This window comes from Enterobacter soli (genome assembly GCF_964208575.1).
In the GTDB taxonomy this organism is placed as follows: Bacteria; Pseudomonadota; Gammaproteobacteria; order Enterobacterales; family Enterobacteriaceae; genus Enterobacter; species Enterobacter soli_A.
This window is the reverse complement of sequence record NZ_CAXOFU010000002.1, coordinates 315,582-337,520: the sequence shown is the minus strand read 5'-3', so window position 1 is coordinate 337,520 and position 21,939 is coordinate 315,582. Positions and strand designations below refer to the sequence as shown.

General features: G+C 54.5%; 25 protein-coding genes, 1 tRNA gene and 1 other RNA gene. 13 read left to right on the top strand and 14 right to left on the bottom strand.

Translation table 11 applies throughout. The annotated features are described in order from the left end of the window. Positions 1-301 precede the first annotated feature (301 nt). Together AB6V08_RS03460 and AB6V08_RS03455 are read right to left on the bottom strand one after the other, a co-directional pair. Positions 302-439, bottom strand: a non-coding RNA gene (locus tag AB6V08_RS03460) — RtT sRNA. Between the two features lie 47 nt (positions 440-486). Then, positions 487-574 (bottom strand) — tRNA-Ser (locus AB6V08_RS03455). A 232-nt stretch (positions 575-806) separates the two neighbouring features. Between AB6V08_RS03455 and ghrA the strand changes: the two genes are divergently transcribed. The 4 genes from ghrA to AB6V08_RS03435 all read left to right on the top strand — a co-directional run bounded on the left by ghrA (position 807) and on the right by AB6V08_RS03435 (position 3,721). Beyond that, entirely contained in the window at positions 807-1,745 is a 939-nt protein-coding gene (gene ghrA / locus AB6V08_RS03450; RefSeq protein ID WP_368541355.1) for a glyoxylate/hydroxypyruvate reductase GhrA, read from the top strand. An 84-nt stretch (positions 1,746-1,829) separates the two neighbouring features. Beyond that, a complete protein-coding gene (locus AB6V08_RS03445) occupies positions 1,830-2,567 on the top strand; it encodes a phosphatase (RefSeq protein WP_368541354.1) in 738 nt (245 codons plus the stop codon). A 20-nt stretch (positions 2,568-2,587) separates the two neighbouring features. Then, the gene (locus AB6V08_RS03440; RefSeq protein ID WP_368541353.1) at positions 2,588-3,142 is read left to right on the top strand and encodes a molecular chaperone; all 555 of its coding nucleotides are present in this window, start codon (positions 2,588-2,590) and stop codon (positions 3,140-3,142) included. A 96-nt stretch (positions 3,143-3,238) separates the two neighbouring features. Next, positions 3,239-3,721 (top strand): DUF1097 domain-containing protein, encoded by a 483-nt coding sequence (locus AB6V08_RS03435; RefSeq protein WP_368541351.1) that lies wholly within the window; start codon positions 3,239-3,241, stop codon positions 3,719-3,721. 44 nt (positions 3,722-3,765) lie between these two features. On the opposite strand, the gene csgG is transcribed toward AB6V08_RS03435, so the two are convergent. The 4 genes from csgG to csgD are packed head-to-tail and all read right to left on the bottom strand — an operon-like array spanning position 3,766 to position 6,109. Further along, complete coding sequence (gene csgG, locus AB6V08_RS03430; RefSeq protein WP_368541350.1) at positions 3,766-4,599, bottom strand: curli production assembly/transport protein CsgG; 834 nt, start codon at positions 4,597-4,599, stop codon at positions 3,766-3,768. Between the two features lie 26 nt (positions 4,600-4,625). Then, on the bottom strand, positions 4,626-5,039 hold the full coding sequence (csgF, locus tag AB6V08_RS03425) for a curli production assembly/transport protein CsgF (RefSeq protein ID WP_368541348.1): 414 nt from the start codon (positions 5,037-5,039) through the stop codon (positions 4,626-4,628). 25 nt (positions 5,040-5,064) lie between these two features. Beyond that, complete coding sequence (gene csgE, locus AB6V08_RS03420; RefSeq protein WP_368541346.1) at positions 5,065-5,454, bottom strand: curli production assembly/transport protein CsgE; 390 nt, start codon at positions 5,452-5,454, stop codon at positions 5,065-5,067. 4 nt (positions 5,455-5,458) lie between these two features. Further along, positions 5,459-6,109: a biofilm master transcriptional regulator CsgD gene (gene csgD / locus AB6V08_RS03415; RefSeq protein ID WP_368541345.1), complete on the bottom strand. Its 651-nt coding sequence runs from the start codon at positions 6,107-6,109 to the stop codon at positions 5,459-5,461. Positions 6,110-6,864: 755 nt separating this feature from the next. Between csgD and csgB the strand changes: the two genes are divergently transcribed. From csgB to ymdB, 5 genes are all read left to right on the top strand, one after another. Continuing rightward, a complete protein-coding gene (gene csgB / locus AB6V08_RS03410; RefSeq protein WP_368541344.1) occupies positions 6,865-7,320 on the top strand; it encodes a curli minor subunit CsgB in 456 nt (151 codons plus the stop codon). Positions 7,321-7,361: 41 nt separating this feature from the next. After that, entirely contained in the window at positions 7,362-7,814 is a 453-nt protein-coding gene (csgA, locus tag AB6V08_RS03405) for a curli major subunit CsgA (protein ID WP_368541343.1), read from the top strand. A gap of 61 nt (positions 7,815-7,875) precedes the next feature. Further along, on the top strand, positions 7,876-8,208 hold the full coding sequence (gene csgC / locus AB6V08_RS03400) for a curli assembly chaperone CsgC (protein ID WP_368541341.1): 333 nt from the start codon (positions 7,876-7,878) through the stop codon (positions 8,206-8,208). 165 nt (positions 8,209-8,373) lie between these two features. Continuing rightward, complete coding sequence (locus AB6V08_RS03395) at positions 8,374-8,694, top strand: type 1 fimbrial protein (RefSeq protein WP_368541339.1); 321 nt, start codon at positions 8,374-8,376, stop codon at positions 8,692-8,694. A 106-nt stretch (positions 8,695-8,800) separates the two neighbouring features. After that, positions 8,801-9,343, top strand: coding sequence for an O-acetyl-ADP-ribose deacetylase (gene ymdB / locus AB6V08_RS03390; protein ID WP_368541338.1), 543 nt, complete (start codon positions 8,801-8,803; stop codon positions 9,341-9,343). 36 nt (positions 9,344-9,379) lie between these two features. On the opposite strand, the gene mdoC is transcribed toward ymdB, so the two are convergent. Next, on the bottom strand, positions 9,380-10,519 hold the full coding sequence (gene mdoC, locus AB6V08_RS03385) for a glucans biosynthesis protein MdoC (RefSeq protein WP_368541336.1): 1,140 nt from the start codon (positions 10,517-10,519) through the stop codon (positions 9,380-9,382). 273 nt (positions 10,520-10,792) lie between these two features. Between mdoC and mdoG the strand changes: the two genes are divergently transcribed. Genes mdoG through AB6V08_RS03370 form a run of 3 tightly spaced genes read left to right on the top strand, consistent with a single transcriptional unit; the run spans position 10,793 to position 15,136 of the window. Beyond that, positions 10,793-12,328, top strand: coding sequence for a glucans biosynthesis protein MdoG (gene mdoG / locus AB6V08_RS03380; RefSeq protein WP_368541334.1), 1,536 nt, complete (start codon positions 10,793-10,795; stop codon positions 12,326-12,328). Continuing rightward, positions 12,321-14,849 (top strand): glucans biosynthesis glucosyltransferase MdoH, encoded by a 2,529-nt coding sequence (gene mdoH, locus AB6V08_RS03375; RefSeq protein WP_368541332.1) that lies wholly within the window; start codon positions 12,321-12,323, stop codon positions 14,847-14,849. The genes mdoG and mdoH overlap by 8 nt, the downstream gene beginning before the upstream one ends. Positions 14,850-14,908: 59 nt before the next feature. After that, complete coding sequence (locus AB6V08_RS03370; RefSeq protein WP_368541331.1) at positions 14,909-15,136, top strand: YceK/YidQ family lipoprotein; 228 nt, start codon at positions 14,909-14,911, stop codon at positions 15,134-15,136. A 7-nt stretch (positions 15,137-15,143) separates the two neighbouring features. Here the strand turns inward: AB6V08_RS03370 and AB6V08_RS03365 are convergent, their stop codons facing one another. From AB6V08_RS03365 to AB6V08_RS03355, 3 genes are all read right to left on the bottom strand, one after another. Further along, a complete protein-coding gene (locus tag AB6V08_RS03365; RefSeq protein ID WP_368541330.1) occupies positions 15,144-15,518 on the bottom strand; it encodes a MysB family protein in 375 nt (124 codons plus the stop codon). Between the two features lie 98 nt (positions 15,519-15,616). After that, positions 15,617-16,855 carry a multidrug efflux MFS transporter MdtG gene (gene mdtG / locus AB6V08_RS03360; protein ID WP_368541329.1) on the bottom strand — a complete coding sequence of 413 codons (1,239 nt, stop codon included), beginning with the start codon at positions 16,853-16,855 and terminating at the stop codon, positions 15,617-15,619. A gap of 126 nt (positions 16,856-16,981) precedes the next feature. Further along, complete coding sequence (locus AB6V08_RS03355) at positions 16,982-17,908, bottom strand: Kdo(2)-lipid IV(A) acyltransferase (RefSeq protein ID WP_368541328.1); 927 nt, start codon at positions 17,906-17,908, stop codon at positions 16,982-16,984. Positions 17,909-18,130: 222 nt separating this feature from the next. On the opposite strand from AB6V08_RS03355, the gene trhO reads away from it, so the two are divergent. Beyond that, complete coding sequence (gene trhO, locus AB6V08_RS03350; protein ID WP_368541327.1) at positions 18,131-19,180, top strand: oxygen-dependent tRNA uridine(34) hydroxylase TrhO; 1,050 nt, start codon at positions 18,131-18,133, stop codon at positions 19,178-19,180. Positions 19,181-19,218: 38 nt separating this feature from the next. On the opposite strand, the gene AB6V08_RS03345 is transcribed toward trhO, so the two are convergent. The 4 genes from AB6V08_RS03345 to solA form a co-directional block, all read right to left on the bottom strand. Next, the gene (locus tag AB6V08_RS03345) at positions 19,219-19,797 is read right to left on the bottom strand and encodes a YceI family protein (RefSeq protein ID WP_368541326.1); all 579 of its coding nucleotides are present in this window, start codon (positions 19,795-19,797) and stop codon (positions 19,219-19,221) included. Positions 19,798-19,799: 2 nt separating this feature from the next. After that, positions 19,800-20,366 (bottom strand): cytochrome b, encoded by a 567-nt coding sequence (locus AB6V08_RS03340; RefSeq protein ID WP_368541325.1) that lies wholly within the window; start codon positions 20,364-20,366, stop codon positions 19,800-19,802. A gap of 228 nt (positions 20,367-20,594) precedes the next feature. Further along, on the bottom strand, positions 20,595-20,708 hold the full coding sequence (locus AB6V08_RS03335) for a YceO family protein (RefSeq protein WP_368541324.1): 114 nt from the start codon (positions 20,706-20,708) through the stop codon (positions 20,595-20,597). A gap of 59 nt (positions 20,709-20,767) precedes the next feature. Further along, positions 20,768-21,886, bottom strand: coding sequence for an N-methyl-L-tryptophan oxidase (gene solA, locus AB6V08_RS03330; protein WP_368541323.1), 1,119 nt, complete (start codon positions 21,884-21,886; stop codon positions 20,768-20,770). Positions 21,887-21,939 lie beyond the last annotated feature (53 nt).

The following is a 21,939-nucleotide window of genomic DNA, read 5'->3' as shown; positions in this document are numbered from 1 at the left end:
CTGAGGGCACCGCGAAGCGGCGATTTTCCCGCCGGGAGCCCGGGTTGTCAGGGCGGTGGCGACTGAGCCGCCCTGACACGTTCACAAATATTATGGTCACAGAGAAGCAGAACACGTGAAGTGAACGGAACGACCACCAAAGCCGTATGTTCCCCTCACCCTAACCCTCTCCCCAATGGGGCGAGGGGAGTGTTCCGTGCGATGATTATCGATAAAGGATGCTTTCGGGAGATGCAAAGGAAAAAGCCCGCATTATGCGAAAAAAAAGTCCGTACTTGCGTACGAGCTCTCATCTCAAATATGGCGGTGAGGGGGGGATTGACTCGCTGCGCTCGCCCTACGGGCAGCCTGTTCGCTGCGCTCTCAGTCTGTCCAACTGGCTGTCGCCAGTTGTCGAACCCCGGTCGGGGGTTCTCATTCCCCCCCGCAGGCGTGCAATATGCGAAAAAAAAAGCCCGCATTTTCATGCGAGCTCTTTCTCAAATATGGCGGTGAGGGGGGGATTCGAACCCCCGATACGTTGCCGTATACACACTTTCCAGGCGTGCTCCTTCAGCCACTCGGACACCTCACCATATTGTCATCCCGTTGTTGTCGGGACGGGCGCTAATGTAAGGAAAAGCGCTACTGCCGTCAACCCACTTTTTCAGTTAATTAGCGCGTTTAGACAAACTTCAAACAACATGATTCCTTAATGTTCTGAAAGCGGCTTTTTTATCAGCAACGCGGTTTGCCAATAAATTTGTTATGCTGGCAATCCACTTGAAAACGAAAACAAAACAGCGCAATAAAAGGCAGGAATGACTATGGATATTATCTTCTATCACCCTACATTTGATACCGCTTACTGGATTAAGGCGCTTTCGGCGGCATTGCCCGGCGCGCGCGTTCGCGAGTGGAAGCGTGGGGATAATGAACATGCCGACTACGCGCTGGTCTGGCATCCGCCGGTAGAAATGCTCCAGGGCCGCAGCCTGAAGGCCGTGTTCGCGCTGGGGGCCGGGGTGGATTCGATTCTCAGCAAGCTGAAGGCGCATCCGGAAATGCTGCCGGAAAATATCCCGCTGTTCCGTCTGGAAGATACCGGTATGGGCCAACAAATGCAGGAATATGCCGTCAGCCAGGTGCTGCACTGGTTCCGTCGCTTCGATGACTATCAGGCTTTCAAGCAGCAGGCCCACTGGGAGCCGCTCCCGGATTACCAGCGCGAAGATTTCACCATCGGGATTCTCGGGGCTGGCGTTCTCGGCTCGAAAGTGGCCGAAGCGCTTGCGCCGTGGGGTTTCCCGCTGCGCTGCTGGAGCCGCAGCCGTAAAGCCTATCCGGGCGTGGAAAGCTTTGCCGGAACCGATGAACTCCCGGCGTTCCTGAAAGGCACCCGCGTGCTGATCAACCTGCTGCCCAACACCGCTGAAACCGTCGGCATCATTAATAGCGCACTGCTGAACCAGCTCGCGGAGGGAAGCTATTTGATGAACCTCGCGCGCGGCGTTCATCTGGTTGAGCCGGATCTGCTGAAAGCGCTGGAAAGCGGCAAGCTCAAAGGCGCGATGCTGGATGTCTACAGCCGCGAGCCGCTGCCGGCGGAAAGCCCGCTGTGGGCGCACCCGCGGGTGGCGATGACGCCGCACGTGGCCGCGGTGACCCGTCCGGCGGAGGCCGTGACGTATATTTCCCATACCATCAGTGAAATCGAGCAGGGCAACGCCGTCACCGGGCAGGTCGACAGGCAGCGCGGCTACTAACAGAAACCCGGCGATTGCCGGGTTTTTGCTAATATTCGCAGCCGTTTACTGCTATCCTTGGGAAAAACAGCAGAGGAGAGAGAGATGTATCCCGTTGACCTGCACATGCACACCGTCGCCAGCACCCACGCATATAGCACCCTCCATGATTACATCGCCCAGGCAAAGCTGAAAGGCATCAAGCTTTTTGCGATCACCGATCACGGCCCGGATATGGCTGATGCGCCGCACTACTGGCATTTTGTGAATATGCGCATCTGGCCTCGCCTGGTCGAGGGCGTCGGGATACTGCGCGGCATCGAAGCGAACATCAAAAATACCGACGGTGAAATCGACTGCACCGGCCCGATGCTGACCTCGCTGGATCTGATTATCGCCGGCTTCCATGAGCCGGTTTTCGCGCCTCAGGATAAAGAAACCAACACCAGGGCGATGATTGCCACCATTGCCAGCGGCAATGTGCACATTATTAGCCACCCGGGGAACCCAAAGTTCCCGATTGATATTCAGGCGGTCGCTCGGGCGGCAGCGGAGCACCGCGTGGCGCTGGAAATCAACAACTCCTCCTTTGTGCACTCCCGCAAGGGCAGCGAGGCGAACTGTCGCGAAGTGGCTGCCGCCGTGCGCGACGCCGGGGGGATGGTTGCCTTAGGCTCTGACTCGCACACGGCCTTTACGCTGGGTGATTTTGACGAGTGCCTGAAAGTGCTGAAAGACGTGAATTTCCCGGAAGAGAGAGTGCTGAATGTCACGCCACGCCGGATGCTCGATTTCCTGGAATCGCGCGGCGTGCCGCGCATCGAAGAATTTGCTGACCTTTAATTGTGTAATGGAATAAAAAAATGAATGAGTTCTCCATCCTTTGTCGCGTGCTGGGTACGCTGTTTTACCGTCAGCCGCAGGACCCGCTGTTGGTTCCGCTCTTCACGCTGATCCGTGAAGGCAAGCTGGCGCAGAACTGGCCGCTGGAACAGGATGAGCTGCTGGAGCGTCTGCAAAGGAGCTGCGATATGCAGCAGATTTCCGCAGATTACAACGCGCTGTTCGTGGGCGACGAGTGCCGCGTGTCGCCATATCGCTCCGCGTGGCAGGAAGGGGCGACGGAAATTGAAGTCCGCGCTTTCCTGACCGAGCGCGGAATGCCGCTGGCGGACACACCGGCGGATCACATCGGTACGCTGCTTCTCGCGGCGTCCTGGATCGAAGATCAGTCTGCTGAAGACGAAAACGACGCCATCGAAACCCTGTTTGAGACGTATCTCCTGCCGTGGCGCGGCACCTTCCTCGGCAAAGTGGAAGCGCACGCCACCTCTCCGTTCTGGAGAACGCTCGCACCTCTTACCCGTGACGCCATTGCGGCGATGTGGGATGAGCTGCAGGAAGAAGATGAAGAGTGATTTAAGTCACATAATTTCTGCAATGAAATATTTCAACTTGCACATAATGTGCTTCTGATCGCATTTATAAGGCGCGTATCTGCTAAGATGCGCGCCATGAACATACTACTCTGCATTGCAATCACAACGGGCATTCTCTCCGGCATTTGGGGATGGGTGGCGGTGTCTCTCGGACTGCTGAGCTGGGCCGGATTCCTCGGCTGCACGGCCTATTTCGCCTGCCCGCAGGGCGGGTTGAAAGGGCTGTTTATTTCAGCCTGTACGCTGATGAGCGGCGTCGTCTGGGCGCTGGTTATTATTGAGGGCAGCGCGCTGGCTCCTCAGGTTGAGATCCTGAGCTACGTGATGACCGGCGTGGTGGCGTTTTTGATGTGCATCCAGGCTAAACAGATGCTGCTGTCGTTTGTTCCTGGAACCTTCATTGGTGCCTGCGCGACCTTTGCCGGGCAGGCCGACTGGAAGCTGGTCGTGCCGTCGCTGGCGCTGGGATTGCTGTTTGGCTATGCCATGAAGAACAGCGGCCTCTGGCTTGCCGCCCGGCGAGAGCGCGGGCAAAACCCCACGACCGTGAGCGAATAAAAAAAAGGCGAGATATTCATCTCGCCTTTTTTATGCGCCGCGTATCAGGATTCCGGAGGCACCGACATATCGCGGTATTTCACCAGAACCGGATTTTGCAGTTCGGCTTTATTTTGCAGGTCCCACAGGCCGCGGTCGATACCGTCGTTAATCAGGAAAATGACCCCGGTTTCAATCGCTGACATCAGGCACATCATGACCGGCTCGTTAGAGGTGTAGCCAATTTCACCCTCCAGCAGCCGCTGGTAGTCGATGAAGCGGAACACCCCGGCCTGCACCTCATACGACAGGATCGTTTTGCTGGTGTTGACGGAAGAGAGCACTTCACCGGTGCTGACGTTCACCACGCGCAGGTTCACGGCTATCTGATCGAGCTGGTACTGCGTATCCGCGCCGATGCCGAAGTAACGCGCGCCCGCGCCTCCTGATTTCACGTTGCTTTCGTAGCCAATAATCGACCCTTCAATCATCACGTTCGCCGCAGCCAGCGACTGTAGCGGCATGCGGTTGTTCATCGCGACGGTGCCGTTTTCCTGCGCAGCGCGGATGATTTTGCGTTCATTCAGCAGGTTTTGCAGCCCCTGACGTTCCAGCGGGATAAACCAGCGAGAGTCCTTCAGGGCGGTAACCAGCATCGCGGTGGCGCTTTGCGGTACGGCGGTGGAGAAGTTACTTGCCGGGTACGGCTTAAATTGCCCGGTTTCATCCTGAATGTTGTAGACCGAGACAAATATTTTACCCGTCGGCATCGGCAAATGGGTTAAATCGCGATAGCTCTGAGCCCGAGGCATTAATGTCGGTTTTGCAGCTTCTTTAGGTGGAGCAGTTAAACAACCGCTCAATAAGCACACTGCAACAAGTACGAGGAAGCGCTGCATGATCGTTGTCCTTATTTCGTTGTTGTTTAAAAGTCAGTTGAGTTACTTTGCAAACCGGAAACCTGGATAGTCGATGTTTTACCCGTTTTACGGTCGGTAACGTTTAACTGAAGCTGTCCGTCTTTATTGGCGATATCGACAATAAAGTCGTTGGTCACCATACGGCCTGGTTTGCCGGTATTAATATTGGTTAATAAGCCACCTAATATTTGCGACTGAATAGCCTGAGTAAAGTTATCCAGCGCTGACGGCGTGTCGACGGTGAGGTCCTTGTAGCTTGGGTCTTTGTAGGAGTTTTGGGCCTGGGCTTCATTCAGCATGAATGCCCCGTTATTGGGATTACCACCAAAGTTAGGATTACGGAACTGGAAGGTCATATTTCCGGCCCAACTTATTGGCGCAATAAGCATTAATGAAATAACAGCATGTGCAATACGCATGACACAGCCTCCGGATATAGGGTCGCTAGAACTCGTCTTTGGCTAAATCGCTGGTGCTTAATAGCGCTTTATCTATTTGCAGGCGATTTATCGCGTCTTCAGTTTGTGCCAGAGCTAAGGCTACGTTTTTATCGAAGTCTATTTTCGTGGGGAATAAAAACGTTTGATAAATAACGTCCTGATTGGCCGTTATGGTTATCCAACTCCCCCAACGTGCGCTGGGCCGTTCGTTGATTGTTATGTTACCTGGGTAAGTACTTTCCCACTTGTCGCTGAAGGCACGGTAAAAATTGTGGCCGACAGAGGACACCGTATGGTCAGTTAACAATCCGGGAACTTCGACCTCAACGGCCTGCAGGTTCCCGGCAGCAAGCAGAAAGCCCGCTGCGGCAATCCAACTCAACGTGCGTTTCATGTGGTTAACGCCTGAGGTTATCGTTTGCCCATGAAACCGCCTGAGTTCGGTTTTTAACAGCTATCTTCTTGAAAAGATTATAGAGGTGCGTCTTGACCGTATTTTCGCTGATAAATAACGAACGGGCGATTTCAATATTTGAAGCACCGATGCGCAATTTGTTCAGGATCTCTTTCTCGCGATGCGTCAGCAGTGCGGACTCTGAACTGTTGTAGCGGTAATTTCCGGAGTGCGTGATAAGGTAGCTGGCAAGCTTTTGCGAGAAGTAACACTCTCCCCGCAATATACCCTGCAGCCCTTCCACAACGCGGTCTTCTTCTTCAGTGACGTAGAACACGCCATTGATATGCGGCCAGCTTTCAATATCTCTGAATGGATATTCATCCGGCGTATTCAATAACAGCACGCGGATATTATTGTTTTTCCTGCTTAAAGTGTCTTGCCAGTAATGGATAAGCTTTTTATCGGCTTCCATCATATCGAGAAGAATTATGCTGCCAGGTGCAATATCATCAAAAGAACGTTGAATATTATGCAATTTCCCGTTCAGAGATAATGATTGCTTTAAATGTTGTAATAACGCTGTCGCTTGTAAAGAAGGTTTTGTGATCAACAGTAATGTATGACCATGTAAACTATGGACTTCATTAAACATGATGAAACCCCACTTTTTTTATAACACCCGGCAGCTGCCCCTTAATAATATAAGGGGCACCAGAAGTACTGACAGATGTTGCACTGCTGTGTGTAGAATCAGACCATAACCTCCGGGGGGAGGTAAATATAAAACAAATTTCGTACATCTGATTTCAATCTAGCTATTACGAACTTTAAAGCAAGTGTTAATCGTGTAACAAGATGTAAAAATCAATATTAAATTGTGAAAATGAGCGTTTTTAATAGTGCGTTTTTCATAAGAAAGTTGTACAGGGTAATAACCCTGCACAGATTTTAAAAATCATACAAATATTTATAGGGTGATGATTTTTATTGGGATTAAATATTTCGAAACGGTGAGTGCAAGGTATGAGTATCGAAAAAAATCTAAGTCTCGGAATGGGGCGCGTCCCGTCTTAAGAAAACACGCTGCGTGTCACGCCTTGCGTCAACCTCCTCTTTGCCATCCGCGAGCAAGCGCGACGGGACAAGGCTGGACAGGCCCGTCGCTCCCTGTACAACCTGCCGGCAATACATAATTTTAAAAAAACTAAGCTGCGCTGATTCCAGCGTTTTTTTGTATTAATTAATACTTTGAGGTGAAACAGGAAATAAAAATAAGTCTCGCGGGTGAGATATTTAAAATGTTTCGCCGGACATACTCTTCACCGTAACGACGCGTTAACAAGAAATGAACTGCGTTAACGTGAAATTACGTGACGATACGTATATAGCCAGGTCCAGGGTGACAACATGAAAAACACATCGTTATTTATGATGTTTACATTACTGGGTGCGCCTGGGTTTGTAATCGCGGCCGGTCCAGATTTGGCAAATACCGAATATAACCTCGCGGTTAATGAATTAAGTCGTTCCTCATTAAATCAGGCAGCCATTATTGGTCAACAGGGCGCAGGTAATGACGCCCAGGTTCGACAGGGCGGTTCTAAATTACTGTCCGTTGTTTCTCAGGATGGAGGAGGCAACAGAGCGAGAGTTGATCAATCAGGGACTTATAACTTTGCTTATATCGCTCAGAGCGGAAGCGCAAACGATGCGAGTATTACGCAAGGGGCATTTGGTAATACGGCAATGATTATCCAGAAAGGGTCGGGTAATAGGGCAAGTATTACGCAGTACGGTACGCAGAAAACCGCAGTTGTAGTGCAAAAACAGTCGCAAATGGCAATTCGCGTTATTCAACGCTAGTTATTCGCGGCGACTTTAATCAATCCGATGGGGGTTTTACCATGAAATTTATCAAAGTGGCAGCGCTTGCAGCAATCGTCGTTTCTGGTAGTGCTATGGCCGGTCTTATTGATCAAAGTAGTTCTCTGGGTTGGGGTCATGGCGGTCATGACAGCGGTCCAAATTCCACTTTAAGCATTTATCAGTACGGTGGCGGTAACTCCGCGCTTGCATTGCAATCGAATGCGAAAGATTCAACTCTGAGTATTTCCCAGAGCGGTGGCGGTAACGGCGCCGATGTTGGACAAGGCTCCGACGATAGCACAATCACTCTGTCTCAGAATGGTTTCGGCAACAGTGCAACACTTGATCAGTGGAACGGTAAAAACTCCACTATGACCGTTAGCCAGTTCGGTGGTGGCAACGGTGCCGCTGTTGACCAGACTGCGTCCGGGTCTACTGTGACCGTTCAGCAGGTTGGCTTCGGCAACAACGCGACTGCCCATCAGTACTAACGCTGAAATCTGTGCTACAAAAAAACAGGGCATAAGCCCTGTTTTTTTTCGGGGGTTTATCATGAACGCCTTACTCCTTATTGCCGCGCTCTCCAGTCAGATTACCTTTCAAACTATTCAGCAAGGCAATATGACAACCGTTATACCCCAGGTAACCCTGACCGAACCCTGCGAGTGCCAGGTTCAGGTGCTTTCCGTGCGGCAAGGGCAGGGGGGACAAAGCACCTCACGCCAGCGAAATAGCCTCTCTATCCCCGCTAATCAGACGATTGATATCGCAAAACTGCGTTTAACTATTGGCGATGGGGACAATGTGAAAATAACGGTAACGGTTTCTGACGGGAAATCGCTCCATTTATCTCAGCAGTGGTCTCCTCCTGGCGGCGCGATATAAATATTCATGAAATCAATGAATTGAAATAGGTGGCGGGCACTTAAAATTGTAACTATGCTGCTATAAAGAGTGAGTTGATGTTACATGTTCGTTGCTTCGCGCCTTGCCTGTCATTATGGAGCGCTTTTACCCCTCAAGGACGATTTTCATTGAGGAGTACATCTAATGAGCAAATCTGGGATTCAATTCATTATCGGTCTGGGCCTTATCGTTTCTGCTGCATTTACTCCTGCTTTTTCTGCAACCACCGTTGCGGGTGGGGTTATCCATTTTCGCGGTGCGATTGTCTCCGATCCCTGCGATATCTCTGCAAAATCAAACAACCTGGTCATGTCCTGTCCTGAAAACAACCGTATGCAGTCCCGTACCGTAAGTTATTCCGACGCTCTGAATGGCCGCAGCGCTTATCCGCACCTCGCTAACGTCAGCATGAAGTACATCAACCCTGAAAAAACGCTGGCGGTTGTGCAGGTTGATTACCGCTAATCCCGCGTGCTCCCGTCTTACGGCGGGAGCGCTTTTCCCGCAATAGTTTTTTCTCCCCATCCCTCTGCGATACACTTATTAAAAAGGCGGGTAGCAGAGGGTGTTTATGAAACCGCAAATTGAAATTATCCAGGGCGATATCACAACCGTGCACGTTGACGCGATCGTCAACGCAGCGAATTCATCATTAATGGGCGGCGGCGGGGTTGACGGCGCCATCCATCGCGCGGCGGGGCCGGAGCTGCTTGAGGCGTGCAAGGTGGTGCGCCAGCAGCAGGGGGAATGTCCTCCCGGTCACGCGGTGATCACGGTAGCGGGCAATCTCCCTGCCAAAGCGGTGATCCACACCGTCGGGCCGGTCTGGCACGGCGGGGAGCAGCACGAGGCGCGGATCCTGGAAGATGCGTACCGAAACTGCCTGCGCCTGGCGGCGGACAACGGGTATACCACGATGGCGTTTCCGGCAATCAGCACAGGGGTGTACGGCTATCCGAAGGCCGAGGCGGCAGCGATCGCCGTAGATACGGTCTACCGCTACCTCTCATTAAAGCCTCTGCCGGAGAAAGTGATTTTTGTCTGTTTCGATGAAGAAACGGCCGGGCTCTATCGGCAGCGTCTGACCCTGCGCATGAACGAGTTCGACGTCTGAAAACAGCAGCGGCGCACAGGTTGCGCCGCTGAACAGTTATGCCTTCGTCTGTGGCTTACCCGAGAACAGGAAGCGCAGCAGCGGTATCCGCAGGTGAATTTCGTACAGCACGATCGCCAGACCCACCACAAACACCAGCCCGGTGAAGAAGCCCAGGGTGTTCGACGCGATATGCGGAGTGATGTAAGCCCCAAAGAACAGCGTCAGCGGGTGATGCACCAGATAGATAAATAGCGAGGCGTTAACGAAGTAGGTCACGCGGCTGGATTTGAAATTCAGCAGGCGGTGGCCCAGCGCAAACACCACGTTCACCATCCACAGACCCAGCAGCATGGTAATCACGCTTTCGGTTTCGTACATCCACGCGTCGCCGCTGCCGTAGCGCTGGTTAAGCAGGTAAGCAATAAATGCCGCGGCCGCGCCGAGCGTGCACCAGCGGGAAGGGGTAGTGAAGAGATCTTTCAGCTTCGGATAAACGAAGGCCAGCGCCCCGATCATAAAGAAGGGGATGTAGAACAGGGTCTGCATCACCACAAAATTAAACAGCCCGTCGCTCAGTATCGGCGGGTAGACAACAAAGAGCGTGCGGCGGATAGCGGCATACAAAATGCCCAGCGCCAGAAAGAGCAGCGACAGCTTGCCTAAAGTAATGTTGGCGAAGAAGGCGTCGGATTTATGGCTCAGGTGACGGCGCAGGCGGCTAAACAGGAACAGGCTCACCGTCGTCAGCACCACCAGCACCAGCAGGAACCACAGATGGGACACCAGCTCCCACACCAGCGTGTTGTACTTTTCATACAGCGACAGATTCGGCCAGTTCTCCGCTTTTCCTTTTACGTACTGCAGCATGATGAACTGCGGCAGGGTCAGCAGCGGAATGGCCGTCAGCATCGGGATGCCCACGCGCTCGACGCGCACTTTCCACCAGCGTTTAAGCGGGTAGCGCAAAAAAAGCATGTAGGAGAAATAGCCGGAAATGACGAAAAACACCTGCATACGGAAGGCGTGAATAAAGTCATTAAACAGCGTCAGCCACCAGGAGGGCTCAGGGCTATTAACGTGCCAGGTGTGGCTGGAGTAAATCAGTGAAATGTGAAAAGGGATTCCCAATAGCATCAGCCATGCCCGGATCGAGTCGAGGAAATATTCACGTTGTGCGGGTATCGTAGTGCTCATATAACTTTGTGCATTCTCAGACTTTTCGTCTTATCCCTAAGACTCATAATGGTTACATTCGAAGCCAACCCTACACCAAGACCGACACCCTGTCTCCAGGATAAGCACGCAAAGTGAAAAGCGGGTTCTTTCACTTGCTTAATACCTGAGCCAGCGAGCTGAACAAAGCGGTGATTATGTTGTCGGATTGCCTGAGTTTCCATTAAAATGGATCGGATCGATATAAGCACACAAAGGGGGAAGTGCTTACTTATTATGAAACATAAACAACAAATGATGAAAATGCGTTGGTTGGGTGCTGCAGTGTTGTTGTCCCTGTATACCTCATCGGCCTGGTCCTTTACTATCGATGATGTCGCAAAACAGGCGAAATCGATGGCTGGCAAGAGCTACGAAGCGCCGAAAAGTAACCTGCCCTCCGTTTTCCGCGACATGAAATACGCGGACTATCAGCAGATCCAGTTCAATCATGACAAAGCGTACTGGAGCAATATTAAAACCCCATTCAAGCTTGAGTTTTATCATCAGGGTATGTACTTCGATACGCCGGTTGCTATCAACGAAGTGACGGCGAATGCGGTGCGTAAAATTAAGTACAGCCCGGATTACTTCAATTTTGGCGATGTACAGCACGATAAAGACACGGTTAAAGATTTAGGCTTTGCTGGTTTCAAAGTCCTTTACCCGATCAACAGCAAAGACAAAAACGACGAAATCGTCAGCATGCTTGGCGCCAGCTACTTCCGCGTGATCGGGTCGGGCCAGGTTTACGGCCTCTCTGCGCGCGGTCTGGCCATTGATACCGCGCTGCCATCCGGCGAAGAGTTCCCGCGTTTCCGCGAGTTCTGGATTGAACGTCCAAAACCGGCGGACAAACGCCTGACGATTTACGCGCTGCTGGATTCCCCACGTGCGACGGGCGCCTACCGCTTCGTCATCATGCCTGGACGCGACACCGTTGTTGACGTGCAGTCCAAAGTTTACCTGCGCGATAAGGTGGGCAAACTGGGCGTGGCACCGTTGACCAGCATGTTCCTGTTCGGGCCAAACCAGCCGTCACCGGCGACAAACTTCCGTCCGGAACTGCACGATTCCAACGGCCTTTCTATTCATGCCGGGAATGGCGAATGGATCTGGCGTCCGCTGAACAACCCGAAACACCTGGCTGTAAGCAGCTTTGCGATGGAAAACCCGCAGGGCTTCGGCCTGCTGCAGCGTGGCCGCCAGTTCTCTCGCTTTGAGGATCTGGACGACCGCTACGATCTGCGCCCAAGCGCGTGGGTCACGCCAAAAGGCGACTGGGGCAAAGGCAAGGTTGAGCTGGTTGAAATTCCAACCAACGATGAAACCAACGACAACATCGTCGCGTACTGGACGCCGGATCAGCTGCCGGAAGCCGGCAAAGAGATGAACTTCAAGTACACCATCACCTTTAGCCGCGACGAAGACAAACTGCACGCGCCGGATAACGCCTACGTCATGCAGACCCGCCGTTCTACGGGTGACGTGAAGCAGTCCAACCTTATCCGTCAGCCGGACGGCACGCTGGCGTTCGTGGTGGACTTCACCGGTCAGGACATGAAAAAACTGTCCCCGGATACCGCGGTTACCGCACAGGCCAGCATTGGCGATAACGGCGAAATTGTCGAAAACGCCGTGCGCTACAACCCGGTGACCAAAGGGTGGCGTTTAACCCTGCGCGTGAAAGTGAAAGATCCGAAACAGACGACTGAAATGCGCGCTGCGCTGGTCAGTGACGATCAGCCGCTGAGCGAAACCTGGAGCTATCAGCTACCTGCCAATGAATAATACATCTGAATATATCGATGCCATGCCGCTGACGGATATCGAAAAAGCGGCACTGCCAAAGAGCGACATCCGCGCGGTGCAAACCGCGCTGGATGGGGAGCATCGTCATTTTACGCGTGATGATGATACCCCGCTTGGGTCAGTCAAGGCGCGTCTGGAGCGAGCCTGGCCCGACTCCCTGGGGGAAGGTCAGCTGATCAAAGACGATGAAGGGCGCGACCAGCTGCAGGCAATGCCGAAAGCGACGCGTTCCTCGATGTTCCCGGATCCGTGGCGCACCAACCCGGTGGGTCGCTTCTGGGATCGGCTGCGCGGACGCGAAGTGGCGCCACGCTACCTGGCCCGTCTGACGAAAGAGCAGCAGGCGACCGAGCAAAAATGGCGTACCGTCGGGACGATCCGTCGCTATACGCTGCTGCTGCTGACGCTGGCGCAAACCGTAGTGGCAACCTGGTACATGAAGACCATCCTGCCTTATCAGGGCTGGGCGCTGATCAACCCGGCTGATATGGTCGGGCAGGATCTGTGGGTCTCCTTTATGCAGCTGCTGCCGTACATTCTGCAAAGCGGCATCCTGCTTCTGTTCGCCGTGCTTTTCTGCTGGGTCTCGGCCGGTTTCTGGACGGCGCTCATGGGCTTCCTGCAGCTGCTGATGGGGCGTGACAAATACAGCATTTCTGCGTCGACGGTCGGGGATGAACCCCTAAATCCCGAGCACCGTACTGCGCTGATCATGCCGATTTGTAACGAAGACGTTGACCGCGTATTCGCGGGCCTGCGCGCAACCTGGGAGTCCGTTAAGGCGACCGGTAACGCGAAGCATTTTGACGTCTACATCCTCAGCGACAGCTACAACCCGGATATCTGCGTGGCAGAGCAAAAAGCCTGGATGGAGCTGATCGCCGAAGTGCAGGGCGAAGGGCAGATTTTCTATCGCCGCCGCCGCCGTCGCGTGAAGCGCAAGAGCGGTAACATCGATGACTTCTGCCGCCGCTGGGGCAACCAGTACAGCTATATGGTTGTTCTGGACGCCGACTCCGTCATGACCGGCGAGTGTCTGACGGGCCTGGTGCGTCTGATGGAAGCCAACCCGAACGCCGGTATTATTCAGTCTTCCCCGAAAGCGTCCGGTATGGATACGCTGTACGCGCGCTGCCAGCAGTTCGCCACGCGCGTTTACGGGCCGCTGTTTACCGCAGGCCTGCACTTCTGGCAGCTGGGTGAATCCCACTACTGGGGGCACAACGCCATTATCCGCGTTCAGCCGTTCATCGAGCACTGTGCGCTTGCGCCGCTGCCGGGTGAAGGCTCATTCGCGGGGTCCATTCTGTCCCACGACTTCGTGGAAGCCGCGCTGATGCGCCGTGCAGGGTGGGGCGTCTGGATTGCCTACGACCTGCCGGGGTCATACGAAGAGCTGCCGCCGAACCTGCTGGATGAGCTCAAGCGTGACCGCCGCTGGTGTCACGGTAACCTGATGAACTTCCGTCTGTTCCTCGTGAAGGGGATGCACCCGGTTCACCGTGCGGTGTTCCTGACGGGCGTCATGTCATACCTGTCCGCGCCGCTGTGGTTTATGTTCCTGGCCCTGTCGACCGCGCTACAGGTGGTACACGCGCTTACCGAGCCGCAGTACTTCCTGCAGCCGCGCCAGCTGTTCCCGGTGTGGCCACAGTGGCGTCCGGAGCTGGCGATTGCGCTGTTTGCGTCGACCATGGTGCTGCTGTTCCTGCCTAAGCTGCTCAGCATCATTCTGATCTGGTGCAAAGGCTCGAAAGAGTACGGCGGTTTCTGCCGCGTGACCCTTTCACTGCTGCTGGAGGTGCTGTTCTCCGTGCTGCTGGCGCCGGTGCGTATGCTGTTCCACACCGTGTTTGTGGTCAGCGCGTTCCTCGGCTGGGAAGTGGTGTGGAACTCGCCGCAGCGTGACGACGACTCCACGCCGTGGAGCGAAGCCTTCATGCGCCATGGCTCTCAGCTGCTGCTCGGTCTGGTGTGGGCGGCGGGTATGGCGTGGCTGGATCTGCGCTTCCTGTTCTGGCTGGCGCCGATCGTCTTCTCGCTGATCCTGTCGCCGTTTGTGTCCGTGATCTCCAGCCGTTCGACGGTGGGGCTGCGTACCAAGCGCTGGAAGCTGTTCCTGATCCCGGAAGAGTACTCGCCGCCTAAGGTGCTGGTGGATACCGATCGCTTCCTCGAGATGAACCGCAAGCGCTCGCTGGACGATGGCTTCATGCACGCGGTGTTCAACCCGTCCTTCAATGCGCTGGCCACCGCAATGGCAACCGCCCGCCACCGCGCAAGTCAGGTGCTGGAAATTGCCCGCGACCGCCACGTTGAGCAGGCGCTGAACGAAACGCCGGAAAAGCTGAACCGCGACCGTCGTCTGGTGCTGCTAAGCGACCCGGTGACCATGTCCCGACTTCACTACCGCGTGTGGTCTGCACCGGAGAAATACTCTTCGTGGGTGAACTACTATAAAACGCTGAAGCTGAATCCGCTGGCGTTGAAGGCGGAGTAAGCCGTCCGACAAATAAAATACCGGCGATAGCGCCGGTATTTTTTTATCAGAGGTTATTGATGAGAATTATCATTGTGGCGGTGATGGCGTGTCTGCTGAGCGGCTGCGGCAGTATCATCAGCCGCACCATTCCGGGGCAGGGCCACGGTAATCAGTATTACCCGGGCGTCAAATGGGACGTTCGCGATTCCGCATGGCGCTACCTGACGGTGCTCGATTTACCGTTCTCGCTGGTGTTCGACACGCTGCTGCTGCCCATCGACGCGCAGCACGGCCCCTACGAATAACCCTCGGTTACCGCTCGTCCCACTCGTCTGCGGCGGTCTTTCCCTCTTCGGTGTCCAGCGGCGGCTCGAGCTGGAACTCACCTTCATCCCACTCGTGCAGGGTATTTTCCTCCAGCCATTCCTGACGTAGCTCGATTTCGTCATAGTCGCCGTCGAAAACCGCCTGCGCGCCTTCACCGCTCACCACCGGCAAACATTCCCCTTCTTCGCCGTCATCGGCAAAGAATTCGGCCTGCCACATAATGTCGCCGTCCTGCAGAACGTATTTTTGAATATTGAGCTGCTGCACGTCGGCATCCTCTTCCTCTACGCCGGGGTTATCGGCGAGGAACTCTTCCCGAGCGGCATCAATTGCTTCTTCCAGCGTGGCGTACATGGTCATCGTTTGCTCCCTGTTTTCGATAAGGTATTCAGGGAAAGAATAGCTGATTATCCCATTGTGCAAGTATGAATGAGACAAATTGCCGTCACGCATTCGGATTATTCACGAACGTCCCCCACCGTCGCGGCGGCGGGGCGCATCGCCCGGGATAAGCTGAACCAGGAGTAGATGGCGTTAAACAGCACCACGCAGGCCGTTACGATAAACACCGCGCGGAAACCAAAGCTGGCGGACACGCTGGCACCCACCAGCGGCCCGGTGACGTTGCCGATATCGCGGAACGACTGGTTATAGCTAAAAATGCGTCCGGCAATCTGGTTGGTGGAGTTATAGACCAGCAGGGTTTGCACGGCGGGAAGCAGGGCGCCGTCCGCCGCGCCCAGCAGGAAGCGAAGCACGCCGAGCTGCCACGGGGATTGCACCATCGACATCGGGACGAGCAGCAGGACGGAGATCACCAGCGCGCAGATCAAAATCTTCTCCGGGCCAATCCTGTCGCCCAGTTTCCCCAGTCGCGGCGCGCTCAGCAGGGCGGCCACGCCGGGTACGGAGGCGATAAGTCCGCTGATAAAGGCGATATTGTTAACGTTGCCCGCAAGATCGCGCACGTAGAGCGTCAGGATCGGCGCAATTGACCCCGTTGCCACCTGGATAATCATGGTGGTGACGAACAGGCTCAGCACCAGTTTGGGGTTTTTCAGCGACGCCAGCACGTCGCGGGCGTGGAGCATCTCTTTTTTCGCCACCGGGGTGAAGTTTTCCCGAATGCACAGCAGCGTGACGATAAAGCACAGGAACAGAACGCTGGCGGTGATGAAGAACACCGGGCGCAGGCCGTAGCTGTCCGCCATTAATCCTCCCGCAAGCGGCCCCAGCAGCGCGCCGCTGACGGCGCCCGTCGAGAGGGTGCCCAGCGCCCAGCCGCTTTTATGCCGGGGGATCTGCGTGGCGATAAGCGCGTTGGCGTTGGGAACAAAGCCCCCCAGCAGGCCGAGCAGCGCGCGCAGGATCAAAAACTGCCAGACGTTTTGCGCCATCCCCATCAGCACCATGATGATCGACATCCCCAGGGCAGAGCGCAGCAGCATGATTTTTCGCCCCTTGCGATCCGCAAGCCCGCCCCAGAACGGCGACGCAATCGCCGAGAACAGGAAGGTGATGCTGAAGACCAGGCCGGACCACATGTTCAGGGCGCTGTGGCCGGTGACGCCGAGCTGCTCGACGTAGAGCGGGAGGAAGGGCATGACCAGGCTAAAGGCGGCGCCGGTAAGAAAACAGCCGAGCCAGGCGACAGCAAGATTACGTTTCCAGCTTATGGGGGCATCTGAGGGTGACATAACAATCCGCGTAAGAGGCTAAAGGAGGTAATAAGCCTGCTAATTATGCGCCTGGGTTATGATTGCCGCAATGACGGGAGCTTTTAAAGCTAAAAGGCAATGCGGCCCGGGAGGGCCGCAGGGGGATCAGTAGCGGGAAGGTACGCCTTTAGGGCGCGTTTTGAAGCGGCGGTGCAGCCACATGTACTGCTCCGGGGCGAGCATGATGCACTTCTCAACAATGCCGTTCATCCAGCGGGCGGTGGTTTCGGCGTCGTCCAGCGGCGGGTTCATCTCCGGCTCCAGCATGATGAGCTGGTAGCCTGAACCATCTGGCTTGCGGCGCGGCACAAAGGGCACAATGGCCGCTTTGGACATCCGCGCCAGCATCCAGGTCCCGGTCGTCGTCGCGGCTTCATCCACGGCGAAGAAGGGCACAAACACGCTGGCCTGCGGGCCGTAATCGTGATCCGGCGCGTACCAGACCACCTCGCCGGACTTCAGGGCGCGGATCATGCCCTTCAGATCCTTACGGTCAATCATGCTTTTATTGGAGCGCATGCGCCCTTTGGTCTGCACCAGATCGATCACCGGGTTATCGTTCGGACGATATACGCCAATGCCCGGCGCCTGCATCCCGAACATCCGCGCGCCAATTTCCAGCGTCAGGAAGTGAACGCCAATCAGCAGGACGCCGGTTTGATTTTGCTGGAGCGTATTCACCGGCCCCATACCCGTACCGCACACCTCCGTCCAGCGCGCCATGCGCTTATCGGGCCAGAACCACGCCATCCCGGTTTCCATCAGGCCCATACCCACGGACTCGAAGTTTTTCACCACTCTGTCGTGACGCTCTGCGTCGCTCATCTCCGGGAAGCAAAGTTCAAGGTTACGGGAAGCAATCTTTGCGCGGCGCTTCATGAATGCCAGCGCGAGACGACCCAGGCCTTTTCCGAGGCGAAATATTATCGGGTAAGGGAGTTGTACAAGGAGCCACAAAAAGCCAATGCCAAGCCAGGTTAACCAATAACGGGGATGCAAAAGGGCGGCAGTAAATTTTGGTAACTGGGTCATGTCTATCCTGTTTTCTTACGTCCTGAAGGTCTATTGTCTCATTTTTTAAGACATAGCCAAAATGTCTGTCAGCGAAACGCGCAGTAAACCCGCAATTGTTAAGCCGGGTTTAATCAGACCGAATGAAATGTAGCGTAATTTGTGTGGATGTAAATTGTTTATATTTGCTATATGATGCCGACCGATTTTTCATTTACTCAACGATTGCAGGACTTGTACACCATGCCAGTGTTACACAACCTCGTATCGAATGAGATGCTGAAAGCGCGCATGTTGGCTGAAACCGAACCGCGCACGACGATCTCGTTCTACAAATATTTCACCATCGACGATCCGAAAGCTACCCGCGACACACTCTACCAGGCCTTTACTGCGCTGAATGTGTTCGGACGCGTCTATTTAGCACGTGAAGGTATTAACGCCCAGATCAGCATCCCTGAAAGCAAGGTGGACGCCTTCCGCGACTATCTCTACGGGTTTGATCCGGCTCTCGACGGGCTGCGCCTGAACGTGGCGCTGGACGATGACGGTAAATCGTTCTGGGTGCTGCGCATGAAGGTACGCGAGCGCATTGTGGCCGACGGCATTGACGATCCGACCTTCAACGCGGCGGATGTAGGGGAATACCTTAAAGCGGCAGAAGTGAACGCCATGCTGGACGACCCGGACGCGGTGTTCATCGATATGCGTAACCACTACGAATACGAAGTGGGTCATTTCCAGAACGCGATGGAAATCCCGGCGGACACCTTCCGCGAGCAGTTGCCGAAAGCGGTGGAAATGATGCAGGAACATAAGGATAAAAAAATCGTTATGTACTGCACCGGCGGCATTCGCTGTGAAAAAGCCAGCGCGTGGATGAAGCACAACGGCTTCAGTAAAGTGTGGCATATCGAGGGCGGCATCATCGAGTACGCCCGCCGCGCCCGCGAGCAGGGGCTGCCGGTACGCTTTATCGGCAAGAACTTTGTGTTCGACGAGCGCATGGGCGAGCGCATTTCAGACGATGTGATCTCGCAGTGCCACCAGTGCGGCGCGCCGTGCGATACCCACACCAACTGCAAAAACGACGGCTGTCACCTGCTGTTTATCCAGTGTCCGGCGTGCGCCGAGAAGTATCACGGCTGCTGCAGCGAGCTGTGCAGCGAAGAGAGCGTATTGCCTGAAGAAGAGCAGCGCCGCCGTCGCGCCGGTCGTGAAAACGGCAACAAAATCTTTAATAAATCCCGCGGTCGCCTGAATACCAAACTGGGTATTCCTGACCCTGAGTAATACATCGCCCGGCGGGGTTAGCCTCGCCGGGCTGATTATTACGACTTCTGCTGAACGCCTTCCACGGAAATAACCAGCTCGACATCCTGAGAGGCCGGGCCTAAATCGGTGGTGATATTAAAATCTTTCAGATGAATTTTACCCGTCGCTTCGAAGCCTGCGCGTTTACCGCCCCACGGATCGTCACCCTGACCGATTAATTTCGCATCAAGCGTAACCGGTTTAGTCACGCCGTTCAGGGTGAGATTACCGGTAATATCCAGATTGTCTCCGTCCTTTTTCACTTCCGTTGAGGTAAACGTTGCCTGCGGGAATTTCGCCACGTTCAGGAAATCTTTACTGCGCAGATGTTTATCGCGCTCGGCGTGATTAGTATCTACGCTGTTGGTATTAATCGTGACGTTCACTTTATCCGCGGCGGGATTTTTCTCATCAAAGGTGAATGCCCCGTCGAAATCTTTAAAGGTGCCGTAGAGCCAGCTATATCCCAGATGCTGAATACGGAAATTGACGAAGGCGTGCTGACCCTCTTTATCAATTTTATAATCAGCGGCAACCGCAGAGCCGGTAGTGAATAACAGTGAACCTAATGCGATACCAAGCAGGTGTTTCTTCATTTTTATGCTCCAGAGTCAACCGACGAACGACCGAGCATCCGCTTCAGCGTGTCGTCTTTATCAATAAAGTGGTGTTTAAGGGCGGCAAGCCCGTGCAGAACGGAGAAAATCACGACGCTCCAGGCCAGCCACAGGTGTACCACGCCTGCGATATCGGCCTGAGAGCCGGCATCGCTTAGGGTCGCGGGTACCTCGAACAGCCCAAAGACGCTGATGGGTTTTCCGTCCGCCGTGGAAATCAGATACCCGCTGATCAAAATGGCAATCAGCAGGGCGTAGAGCGCAATATGCGCGCTGGTGGCGCTGAGGCGCGTAAATTTACTGTGGCTTTTGGGCGCCGGCGGCGGCGGGGAAATATGCCTCCAGACGATCCGAAATATCAGACCGAGCATGAGCAGAACGCCGATGCTTTTATGCAGCTCAGGTGCCTGGTGATACCAGCCGTCGTAATAGCTGAGCGTCACCATCCACAGCCCGAGGCCAAACATGGCATAGACTGCAAGGGCAAATACCCAGTGAAGCGTTATGGATATTATGCCGTAGCGCGAGGAAGAGTTACGCAATTGCATAAGAGTAACCGTGAATAATTAACCGAGCGGTAAAAATGGCCCGAGCGAAAAAATATTGCAACTGAAATAAATGAATAACGTTTTTTATTTAATTTATTTCAGCGAATTTGAAAGGAAATCGCCGATGTAATTCAGCGTGTTCGAGTAAGTGAATGATTAGCGGAAATAAGCTGGGCGGGAAACATTAAGCTAATATAAATTAATGTCAGTAATTGTCAGCGCCTGTTTTCAATAAAATACAATGTAAATCACGTCGATAATCGCCAGCAGCGCCCATAGCAAAATATAGAGCATCAGATGCTCGCGAATATTATTGATGAGATAGCCGACGATCCTGCGCATAATTCCCCACAAACGTTGTTGATAAAAAAGGCTCCGAGCATGAGGAGCCTGTCGGGTCATTATCCGTTAAAACGCGAGAGCGAGAAGGGGGTCAGATCAAACTGAGGCGGGATCCCCTGGGCAAACTGCGCGGCAATTTCGCCCAGCACGGAGGCAAACTTAAACCCGTGGCCGCTGAGCCCGGTGATGAGCAGCGTATTCGCATGGCCGGGCAGGGTGTCGATAATAAAGTCTTCGTCCGGGGTGTTGTCGTAAGTACAGGCCGCGCCGTACAGCAGCCCGCCAATGCCCGGCAGAATCGTGCGCAGGAAGGTGAACGCCTCTGAGCCATCGTTCGGGTAAGCGCCGAACGGTTTGCGCTCCTCGGGCGAGGCGATAGTCTGCCCGCCGTTGTGTTTGCCGATCTTGAGCGCGTCTTTCTCCGACGGGAAGCCGTAGAACTGATCGCCGTTGGGCAGTTCGCCGGTGAAGGCCGGGAATTTGTTCTGGGTGCTGTATCGACCGTCGGCCTGGAACCAGGAGAAGACCTTGCGCACCGGCTGAACCGGCAGCGCAGGCAGTAATTTTGTCACCCAGGTGCCGGCGGCGATCAGCAGACGCGAGGCTGAAAAATCACCTTCTGAGGTGGTGACGGTAACACCATCGTCGTGATGGGTAATGGCCTCCACCGGGCAGTTGAATAGCTGCGCGCAGCCCGCCCGCTCGGCCAGGTCAACCCAGGTTTTAATCGCGTTTTCACAGTGGAGGACGCCAGAATTGGCTTCGAACAGCCCGATGTAATCGTCCGGCACGCTAATTTCGGGCCAGCGCTGCATGATGGCCGCCGCGTCGAGGCGCTCGACGTCAAGGTTAAACTCCCGCGCGCTGTGCTCAACGGTGGCGAGAAATTCGGAGTGGGCAGGGCCAAGATTCACAATCCCGGTGCGCTCGAAGATGCGTTCTTCGGTGAGCTTAGCCAGCTCGTCCCACAGCGTCTGGGCGCGCAGAACCAGCGGAACATAACGTTCTCCCTCGCCGTAGGCGTGACGAATAAGACGGGTATCTCCGTGATGGCTGCCTTCTGAATGCGGGGGACGATGGGCATCAATCATCAGAACGTTAAGACCTGCCTGCGTCGCATAATAACCGGCGGCAGAGCCAACGGAACCGCTTCCAATAATGATTAAGTCGTATTTCATGAGGATCTCTTAAACCAACGCTTTGTTAGCAGAGTAATTAACATCGAAAGGTT

What these genes read in the sequence shown, in the direction of transcription:
- ghrA (WP_368541355.1), top strand. Translation starts at nt 807, where the DNA reads ATGGATATTATCTTCTATCACCCTACATTTGATACCGCTTACTGGATT.
- AB6V08_RS03445 (WP_368541354.1), top strand. Translation starts at nt 1,830, where the DNA reads ATGTATCCCGTTGACCTGCACATGCACACCGTCGCCAGCACCCACGCA.
- AB6V08_RS03440 (WP_368541353.1), top strand. Translation starts at nt 2,588, where the DNA reads ATGAATGAGTTCTCCATCCTTTGTCGCGTGCTGGGTACGCTGTTTTAC.
- AB6V08_RS03435 (WP_368541351.1), top strand. Translation starts at nt 3,239, where the DNA reads ATGAACATACTACTCTGCATTGCAATCACAACGGGCATTCTCTCCGGC.
- csgG (WP_368541350.1), bottom strand. Translation starts at nt 4,599, where the DNA reads ATGCAGCGCTTCCTCGTACTTGTTGCAGTGTGCTTATTGAGCGGTTGT.
- csgF (WP_368541348.1), bottom strand. Translation starts at nt 5,039, where the DNA reads ATGCGTATTGCACATGCTGTTATTTCATTAATGCTTATTGCGCCAATA.
- csgE (WP_368541346.1), bottom strand. Translation starts at nt 5,454, where the DNA reads ATGAAACGCACGTTGAGTTGGATTGCCGCAGCGGGCTTTCTGCTTGCT.
- csgD (WP_368541345.1), bottom strand. Translation starts at nt 6,109, where the DNA reads ATGTTTAATGAAGTCCATAGTTTACATGGTCATACATTACTGTTGATC.
- csgB (WP_368541344.1), top strand. Translation starts at nt 6,865, where the DNA reads ATGAAAAACACATCGTTATTTATGATGTTTACATTACTGGGTGCGCCT.
- csgA (WP_368541343.1), top strand. Translation starts at nt 7,362, where the DNA reads ATGAAATTTATCAAAGTGGCAGCGCTTGCAGCAATCGTCGTTTCTGGT.
- csgC (WP_368541341.1), top strand. Translation starts at nt 7,876, where the DNA reads ATGAACGCCTTACTCCTTATTGCCGCGCTCTCCAGTCAGATTACCTTT.
- AB6V08_RS03395 (WP_368541339.1), top strand. Translation starts at nt 8,374, where the DNA reads ATGAGCAAATCTGGGATTCAATTCATTATCGGTCTGGGCCTTATCGTT.
- ymdB (WP_368541338.1), top strand. Translation starts at nt 8,801, where the DNA reads ATGAAACCGCAAATTGAAATTATCCAGGGCGATATCACAACCGTGCAC.
- mdoC (WP_368541336.1), bottom strand. Translation starts at nt 10,519, where the DNA reads ATGAGCACTACGATACCCGCACAACGTGAATATTTCCTCGACTCGATC.
- mdoG (WP_368541334.1), top strand. Translation starts at nt 10,793, where the DNA reads ATGATGAAAATGCGTTGGTTGGGTGCTGCAGTGTTGTTGTCCCTGTAT.
- mdoH (WP_368541332.1), top strand. Translation starts at nt 12,321, where the DNA reads ATGAATAATACATCTGAATATATCGATGCCATGCCGCTGACGGATATC.
- AB6V08_RS03370 (WP_368541331.1), top strand. Translation starts at nt 14,909, where the DNA reads ATGAGAATTATCATTGTGGCGGTGATGGCGTGTCTGCTGAGCGGCTGC.
- AB6V08_RS03365 (WP_368541330.1), bottom strand. Translation starts at nt 15,518, where the DNA reads ATGACCATGTACGCCACGCTGGAAGAAGCAATTGATGCCGCTCGGGAA.
- mdtG (WP_368541329.1), bottom strand. Translation starts at nt 16,855, where the DNA reads ATGTCACCCTCAGATGCCCCCATAAGCTGGAAACGTAATCTTGCTGTC.
- AB6V08_RS03355 (WP_368541328.1), bottom strand. Translation starts at nt 17,908, where the DNA reads ATGACCCAGTTACCAAAATTTACTGCCGCCCTTTTGCATCCCCGTTAT.
- trhO (WP_368541327.1), top strand. Translation starts at nt 18,131, where the DNA reads ATGCCAGTGTTACACAACCTCGTATCGAATGAGATGCTGAAAGCGCGC.
- AB6V08_RS03345 (WP_368541326.1), bottom strand. Translation starts at nt 19,797, where the DNA reads ATGAAGAAACACCTGCTTGGTATCGCATTAGGTTCACTGTTATTCACT.
- AB6V08_RS03340 (WP_368541325.1), bottom strand. Translation starts at nt 20,366, where the DNA reads ATGCAATTGCGTAACTCTTCCTCGCGCTACGGCATAATATCCATAACG.
- AB6V08_RS03335 (WP_368541324.1), bottom strand. Translation starts at nt 20,708, where the DNA reads ATGCGCAGGATCGTCGGCTATCTCATCAATAATATTCGCGAGCATCTG.
- solA (WP_368541323.1), bottom strand. Translation starts at nt 21,886, where the DNA reads ATGAAATACGACTTAATCATTATTGGAAGCGGTTCCGTTGGCTCTGCC.